The sequence below is a fragment of the Comamonas sp. GCA5 genome, from assembly GCF_036541385.1.
Lineage (GTDB): Bacteria > Pseudomonadota > Gammaproteobacteria > Burkholderiales > Burkholderiaceae_C > Comamonas > Comamonas aquatica.
The window spans coordinates 1-847 of the sequence record NZ_JAZHFR010000203.1 but is presented as its reverse complement, the minus strand read 5'-3'; the positions used below and the strand labels follow the sequence as shown (position 1 = coordinate 847).

The 847-nt window shown below is 55.3% G+C and carries 1 protein-coding gene; it reads right to left on the bottom strand.

Annotated features, from left to right (window positions below; translation table 11 throughout):
• Window positions 1-58: 58 nt before the first annotated feature.
• Window positions 59-847 (bottom strand): IS3 family transposase (locus SJH88_RS19260; RefSeq protein WP_274755402.1); only part of this gene is annotated, 789 nt, incomplete at its 5' end.

Here is an 847-nt window from a genome sequence, read left to right as displayed (position 1 = left end):
AGAAGTGGTCCCGGTCGTTTGAACAATTGAGTCCAGTTGCTAAGCGAGATCACCGGGGTTATGCCGCCTGCATTTGTGCAAACGGCAATGCTGCAAAGTACGCTTCATCAGGGGTAGCTTGGCTGTGTGCCTGATGGGGGCGTTGTGAATTGTAGAACTGCAAGTATTGTGCAATCCCACAGCGTGCGGCACGCACGCTGTCATAGGCTTTGAGATAGATTTCCTCGTACTTGATGGAGCGCCACAGGCGCTCCACGAAGACGTTGTCACGCCATGCCCCTTTGCCATCCATAGAGATGCGAATACCGTGGCGTTTGAGCTGTGCGGTGAAGGCTTCGCTGGTGAATTGGCTGCCCTGATCGGTGTTGAAGATGGCAGGCGTTCCCCAGCGGGCAATAGCCTCTTGCACGGCATCCACGCAAAACTGCACGTCCATCGTATTGGACAGTCGCCAAGCCAAGACCTTGCGGCTGTACCAGTCCACCACAGCGCAAAGGTACAGCCACCCTTTGTGCATTCGCACATAGGTGATGTCCATGGCCCAAACTTGGTTGGCATACGTCACGGACTTATTCCTCAACAGGTACGGGTAGATCTTGTGCTGCGGATGACGAGCACTGGTACGAGGTTGGCAGTACAGCGCCGTGATGCACATGCGCTTCATCAGCGTGCGCACATGCCTGCGGCCTACGCAATGCCCTTGGCGCTGCAACAACCCACGCAGCATGCGTGAGCCCGCAAATGGGTGGGCTACATGTAACGCATCCAAGGTGTGGGCCAACGAAACTTGCTCACTGTTTGGTGACTTGCGGCGGTAATAAATAGAGCCACGACTGATTTGCATAAG